The 6,247-nt window shown below is 72.2% G+C and carries 6 protein-coding genes and 1 pseudogene; 4 read left to right on the top strand and 3 right to left on the bottom strand.

What is annotated here, in order from left to right; translation table 11 throughout:
• Window positions 1–241, top strand: a pseudogene (locus J7E97_RS20440) (hypothetical protein); the annotation flags it as partial.
• A gap of 38 nt (window positions 242–279) precedes the next feature.
• Entirely contained in the window at window positions 280–1,056 is a 777-nt protein-coding gene (locus tag J7E97_RS20435; protein ID WP_215029223.1) for a DUF4239 domain-containing protein, read from the top strand.
• A gap of 26 nt (window positions 1,057–1,082) precedes the next feature.
• Here J7E97_RS20435 and J7E97_RS20430 read toward each other — a convergent pair whose 3' ends face one another.
• The 3 genes from J7E97_RS20430 to J7E97_RS20420 all read right to left on the bottom strand — a co-directional run bounded on the left by J7E97_RS20430 (window position 1,083) and on the right by J7E97_RS20420 (window position 3,548).
• Complete coding sequence (locus J7E97_RS20430; RefSeq protein ID WP_215029220.1) at window positions 1,083–2,261, bottom strand: MAB_1171c family putative transporter; 1,179 nt, start codon at window positions 2,259–2,261, stop codon at window positions 1,083–1,085.
• On the bottom strand, window positions 2,258–2,815 hold the full coding sequence (locus J7E97_RS20425; RefSeq protein WP_215029217.1) for a toxin-antitoxin system, toxin component: 558 nt from the start codon (window positions 2,813–2,815) through the stop codon (window positions 2,258–2,260). The genes J7E97_RS20430 and J7E97_RS20425 overlap by 4 nt, the downstream gene beginning before the upstream one ends.
• A gap of 64 nt (window positions 2,816–2,879) precedes the next feature.
• On the bottom strand, window positions 2,880–3,548 hold the full coding sequence (locus J7E97_RS20420; RefSeq protein ID WP_215029214.1) for a helix-turn-helix transcriptional regulator: 669 nt from the start codon (window positions 3,546–3,548) through the stop codon (window positions 2,880–2,882).
• A 226-nt stretch (window positions 3,549–3,774) separates the two neighbouring features.
• On the opposite strand from J7E97_RS20420, the gene J7E97_RS20415 reads away from it, so the two are divergent.
• Both J7E97_RS20415 and J7E97_RS20410 read left to right on the top strand, forming a co-directional pair.
• Entirely contained in the window at window positions 3,775–4,764 is a 990-nt protein-coding gene (locus J7E97_RS20415) for a helix-turn-helix domain-containing protein (protein WP_308346597.1), read from the top strand.
• Window positions 4,765–4,879: 115 nt separating this feature from the next.
• Window positions 4,880–6,235 carry a 6-phospho-beta-glucosidase gene (locus J7E97_RS20410; RefSeq protein ID WP_215029211.1) on the top strand — a complete coding sequence of 452 codons (1,356 nt, stop codon included), beginning with the start codon at window positions 4,880–4,882 and terminating at the stop codon, window positions 6,233–6,235.
• The last annotated feature ends 12 nt before the right edge of the window (window positions 6,236–6,247 follow it).

The following is a 6,247-nucleotide window of genomic DNA, read 5'->3' as shown; positions in this document are numbered from 1 at the left end:
GGCGGCCGCGGTGGACGGGCCCGGGGCGGCGCCGACGCCGGTGGCCGAAGGGACGGCTCCGGGGCGGGGCGCAGCCGTGGCCGGGCCGGCGAGCCGCTTCCACGTGCGCCCGTACCGCTCTTCGGCACTGACGAGGCGCGGCCCGGACGGCATGTCCACCCTGATGCTCATGGTCGTCGTGACCACCCCGGCGGTGCTCGCGGCCGTCGCCCTGCGGCCGCGTTCCAAGAGCCGCGGCTGAACATCCCGTCCGTTCACCTCAACCTACGGAGAACCCTCGTGTCCGAATGGCTGGTCCTGGCCATCGCCATGGCGCTCGTCTGCGCCCTCGTCTTCGCCTTCACCGCGCTCCGGCACCGCCGGGTCGCCGTGGACGAGGACACCAGCGAGACCCCCGACGTCATCGAGTACATGGTGATGATGGTCGGCGTGGTCTACGCGATCGTGCTCGGTCTGGCCATCGCGGGCGTCTGGGAGGCGCGCGGCGCCGCCGAGGACAGCGTGCGCCGCGAGGCCCAGTCGCTGTACGAGGTCACCCAGCGGGCCGACGTGTACCCGGCCCCCGTCCGCGACCGGATCCGGGGCGAGGTGAACGCGTACGTCTCGCACACCGTCAGCGTGGACTGGCCGCGGCTGGTCTCCGGGGAGGGAGCGTCCGCGGAGGGCGGCGAGCTGCTCGGCAAGCTGCGCGGGGACGTCACCCACCAGAGCCCGGGCAACGAGCTCCAGGCGCAGGCCTACCAGCCGCTGCTCGACCACATCGCGGCGGCCGACGACGCCCGGCACGAGCGGACGCAGAGCGACGCGTCGACGCTGCCCGGCGTGGTGTGGCTCGGTCTGGTGGTCGGCGGGCTGGTCACGGTGGGGCTGATCTTCGCCCTGCAGATCCGGCGTTCGAGCCGGGAGCTGTTGCTGGCGGGGCTGTTCAGCACGCTGATCGTGTTCCTGCTGTTCATGGTGTGGAGCTTCGACGCGCCCTTCGGCCGGGAGGGCATCGATTCGGCGGCGCCGTTCGAGGACCTGTTCCCGGCGCTGTCCCTGGCCGCCGGGCGCTGATCAGCGGCTCGAAGGGCCCGGCCGGTTCAGAGCGCCGCCAGGGAGGCCTGGCGGCGGAACTCGGCCACCACCGGCGAGTTCCGCAGGGCGCGCGAGATCCGTACGAGGTCGCGCGGCCCGTCGGCGGCCTGCGGGGCCCCCTCCTCGCTGGCCCCGATGACCCGCCCCTCGGGGTCGGCGGACCGCGCGCGTACGGCAGCCGCGACCATCGAGGCGTCGGCCACGGCGCGCGCCGTCTCCTCGTCGGCGCCGGCGGCGAGGGCCCGCGAGAGGGCCTCGTCCCGGTGGCCCTGGTCGAAGTACGGGCCGAGGTGCAGGAACCCGTCGTGGATGTCGGACTCGCGCTGGATCATCCGGAGCTCCGCGGCGGACCACCACGCCATCCGCACGCCCGGGGCGCCCTCGGGGCCTGCCGTCCGCACCTCGTGCCAGAGAGTTCCGAGGCGCCGGTAGGTGGCCCAGTTCCGCATGCTGTCCGACAGCCGCTGGCACACGAGCGGGAGTACGAAGCCGACGGCGCTCACGAGCGCGCCGAGGGAGGCGACGGGCGGGGCGACCGAGGTGCTGAGCCAGTCCAGGTCGTGGCCGGACCAGCGGGCGACGACGGCCGTCATCTTGGTGGCGTCGTAGCTGAGGTTGAACAGGTATCCGACGACGATGATCATCAGGCCGACGCGGAGCCAGCCGCGGACCTGGAGGGACCAGCGCCAGCACATGGCGACCATCACGAAGGCGGCCACGTTGTGCGCCAGTAGGTAGAGCGCGATCAGCTCCCGCATGAACGGGGTGCCGGCGTAGTACGTGTCGAAGTCCCGCAGCCGCTCCTGCGGCGCCTCGCCGAGGGAGAACAGCAGCGTGAGCATCACGATCACGGCGGCGTAGCCGAGGATCCAGCGGCGCGAGACGCGCCGGGTCTGCTCCGGCGGCCCGCCGCGCCAGTTGACGATCAGTACGAGGCAGGCGGCGCTGAAGGCCGTGATCAGGCAGTAGACGAGCGGCGCGGAGAAATTCGGGATGCCCGTCCAGCGGTTGACCGCCTCGATCGTGGGCGGGGCGGCGAAGGTGAACACCGAACCGGCCAGGGTCAGCAGGGCGCAGACCGATCGCAGCAGCGGGTCGCGCCAGTTGTGCCGTAGCGCCGGCAGTTTGAAGGCGAGGGCGGTCGCCATCGCCGCCGCCGGAATGTAGTAGTCCTGGCCGTTCAACGGTCGTTCCTGTGCCCCCGGTATCCGAGCGAAGCCTCGATGCGGCCCGCCAGCTGATCACGCTGTGCCGGTGCCCGGTGGCTGGCCGATCCGGCCAGCCAGGTGCGGCACCTGCTGCCCAGCAGTAAACCGAACGTCTCCGCTTCGGTCTCCTCCTGGACGTCGGCGCGCGTGCGCGCGGCGACGCGGCGTACGGTCTCGCCGATGTCGGCCTCGTCCGACAGCAGCCGGGCGGCGACGGCGGCGCCGTCGACGTGGTGGCTGCAGTGACCGGCCTTCATGTGCCACAACTCATGGCCCAGGATCACCAGCTGGTGGTCGGGCGCGGTGCGTTCCTCGATGACCACCAGATCGCGGTCCGCCATGTCGAGCCACAGGCCGCTGGCCGTCCCCGGCGGGAACGAGGCCATCCGGAAGTCCACCCGGCGGCCGCGGTGCTTGCTCATGCCCTCGCAGAGGGCGGCGTAGAGGTCTACGGGCTCCACGGGCGCGGTCAGCGTGATGCCGGCCACCAGCTCCCCGCACAACCGCCGCTGCTCTCTGCCTATGCTCACCGTTCTCCCCGTCGGCGCGGATCCGGATCAGGACTCAAGGATCAGACCCAGACTTTCGACTGGGTCAGGATTCGTTCGGTTTTACGCTTTCGAGGAGCATGTCCAGCCATTCGGTCACCTTGTCCCGGTGCTTGTCGCTGGGCAGTTGTGCGGCTCGCCAGGCGATGCCCCGTACGCCGTGGTTCTGGAGAAGTCTTGCCAGCGGATCGCCTGTCGAAGCGGCCGCGGCCGGTGCGGTTTCCCGCGCGCGGCCCGCGAAGTCCTGGAGCAGCTGTTGCTCGGTCCGCTGGAGGGCGTCCGTGAGGGCGTCGGTGTCGTGGGCGGTGAGGAAGCCGGCGTGTACCCCGAAGAAGCGCTGGATCGCGTCACAGTGCTCCATGGTGGGCCGGCGGTCGCCGTTGATCAGGGCCCCGGCCTGCTGGCGCGACATGGCGGCGCCGTCCGCGATCTCCTGCTGCGTGTAGCGGCGCCCGTTGGGCTTGACGCGGGTGCGTCGCAGCAGGTCGAGGCGCTGGAGGAAGCGGGTCTGGAGATCGGGTTCACCCGCGGGCCGGCCGTCCAGCAAGGTCCGCACCACGTCGGCGGGTACGCCCGAGGCCTCGGAGAGGCGGCGCAGGTCGAATACCTGGTTCAGGTCGCGGCCCATCTTGCCGGCGAGCTCGGCGACGCGCGTGACGGTGGCCGCCAGGAGCGCGTTGGCCACCGCGACGGGAGCCGGGAAGCCGTCTGTCACCAGTGGTTCTCCTAGATCGCGCGAGGTCGGGGTGCGGGCACGTGGCAGGCTCCTGGAATCTATCCGGTCTCCGTGAGGAGGGCTAGAACTTGCCACAGCTGTGGCGGGAATGAGCTGTCAAGAGGCTGGAATTGCCACAATAGTTGACACTCGAATGAAGTCGGTAGCAGGATCGCCACACGGAAATGAAGATCCAGACCGTATTTTTTAAGAGGGGGAGCTCTCGGTGCCACATCTCGCAGCGGTGGGCCCGTCCGAAGGACTCGCCCACGCCGGTGGGGAGCGCCTGTCAGGCGAGGAGTCCGCACGCGGCGCCGTGCGGTCGGAGCGACGCAAGGAGATTTTGCGCCAGCGCCGGGAGGAACTGGGGCTGAGCCAGGAGGACATGGCCGCGCGGCTGCGCATCAGCGTGCGGGCGTACGGGAACTGGGAACGCGGCCTGGTCAAGGAGTGGACCGACCGCAAGCTGCTCGCCCTGGCCGAGGCCCTGGAGATGGGCGAACGGCAGTGCTTCTGGCTCTTCCGGGTCATGGTCGACCGTGACCCGCCGCCCACCTGGCGGGCCGCCGAGGACACCCGACTGCCCGAAGACCCCGCCCAGCGCGACTACCTGTGTGACTACGCGGCCCTCATGGAGGCCGTCCCCTATCCGAGCTTCCTCGTGGACCACCGCTGGGACGTGGCCCTCACCAACTCGGCGTTCGACCGGCTCTTCCAGTCGGTGCGACCGCACCCGACGGCCCTGCCGGACGACAACTTCCTGCGCTTCGTGCTGTTCCACCCGGACGCCGCGGCCGTGCTGGAGGACCACGAACCGGCCTGGTGCGTACCGCTGCTGGCCCGGTTCTCGACGGCGCTGGCCGCGTCCCCCGACGACGAGGGCCTGCGCAGCATCCGCCAGGAGGTGGCCCGCGACCCGTTCATGGAGGCCGCCTACCGCTACGGGGTGCCGCACTGGCTGAGCACCTACGGGGCCGAGGCCGCCGAGCAGGACGGCGCGGTGCGCTCCGTGCGCCACCCCGACCCGGGCTGGGGGCTGGTGCGCTGCCGGCTGGTGGCCGAATCCAGCCGGATGCTCGACGGCATGGGGCTGACCCGGATGACCCTGGTCCTCTCGACGCCGCTGGGCCCGCCGACGGGTCCGGTCCGGGGCGGCGCGGACGCGCTGCCGCACCACGCGCCCCGGCTGCGGGCCGTGCCGTCGCCGCGCGCCTGACCGGGCGAGGGCCCCGCTGTCGCCGGTGGACCGGTCCGGCGGGTGACACTGGTGCCACGAAACGTGGCACTGCACTGGTGCTACGAAACGTGGCACTGCGAAGGGCGGTAAGGGCGTGCGGCTGACGATCCTCGGCGGGGGCGGCTTCCGGGTACCGCTCGTCTATGGAGCCCTGCTCGGCGACCACGCCGAGGGCAGGGTGTCGCACGTGACCCTGTACGACGAAGACGACCGCCGCCTCGGGGCCATGGCCCGGGTGCTCGCGGACCAGGCGGCCGCCGCCGGCGCCACGGACGACCCTTCCGTGACGGCCACCACCGACCTCGACGAGGCCCTGCGCGGAGCCGACTTCGTCTTCTCGGCCATCCGCGTCGGCGGACTGGAGGGGCGCGCCGCGGACGAGCGGATCGCCCTGGCCGAGGGGGTCCTGGGTCAGGAGACGGTGGGCGCGGGCGGGATCGCGTACGGCCTGCGGACCGTGCCGGTGGCCCGCGAGATCGCGCGCAGGATCGCCCGTACCGCCCCCCAGGCCTGGGTCATCAACTTCACCAACCCGGCCGGGGTGGTCACCGAGGCCATGGCCGAGGAGCTCGGGGAGCGGGTCATCGGGATCTGCGACTCGCCCGTCGGTCTCGGGCGGCGGATCGCCCGGCTGCTCGGCGCGCGGCCGCAGGACGCCTGGATCGACTACGTCGGGCTCAACCACCTGGGCTGGGTGCGCGGGCTGCGCATCGACGGGCGCGACGAGCTGCCGCGACTGCTGGCGGACGCCGGGGCGCTGGAGTCCTTCGAGGAGGGGCGGCTGTTCGGGGCCGAGTGGCTGCGCTCGCTGGGGGCGATCCCGAACGAGTACCTGCACTACTACTACTTCAACCGTGACACGGTACGGGCGTATCAGGAGGCCAAGCAGACGCGTGGGGCGTTCCTGCGCGACCAGCAGCGCGGGTTCTACGCCGAGGCCGCCCGGCCGGACCTGGGCGCCGGGGCGGCCCTGAGCGCCTGGGACCGGACCCGGGCCGAGCGCGAGGCCACGTACATGGCCGAGAACCGCGAGGCCGCCGGGGTCGGCGAGCGCGACGAGAGCGACCTGGAGTCGGGCGGGTACGAGCAGGTGGCCCTCGCGCTGATGCGGGCGATCGCCCGGGACGAGCGCGCCACCTTGATCCTCAACGTCCGAAACCGCGGCACGCTCGCGGTGCTCGACGCGGAGGCCGTCATCGAGGTGCCGTGCCTGGTCGACGCCAACGGGGCCCACCCGGTGGCCGTGGACCCGCTGCCGCTGCACGCGGTCGGCCTGGTGACCTCGGTCAAGGCCGTCGAGCGGGAGGTCCTCCTGGCCGCGGCGAGCGGATCGCGGGCGACGGCGGTCAAGGCCTTCGCGCTGCACCCGCTCGTGGACTCGGTCGGCGTGGCGAGGCGGCTGGTGGACGGTTACGCGGCCGAGCACCCGGGGCTGGCCTACTTGCGCTGACGCAGCCGCCGC

The organism is Streptomyces sp. ISL-66, from assembly GCF_018614135.1.
Lineage (GTDB): Bacteria > Actinomycetota > Actinomycetes > Streptomycetales > Streptomycetaceae > Streptomyces.
This window is presented reverse-complemented; position numbering and strand designations above follow the sequence as displayed.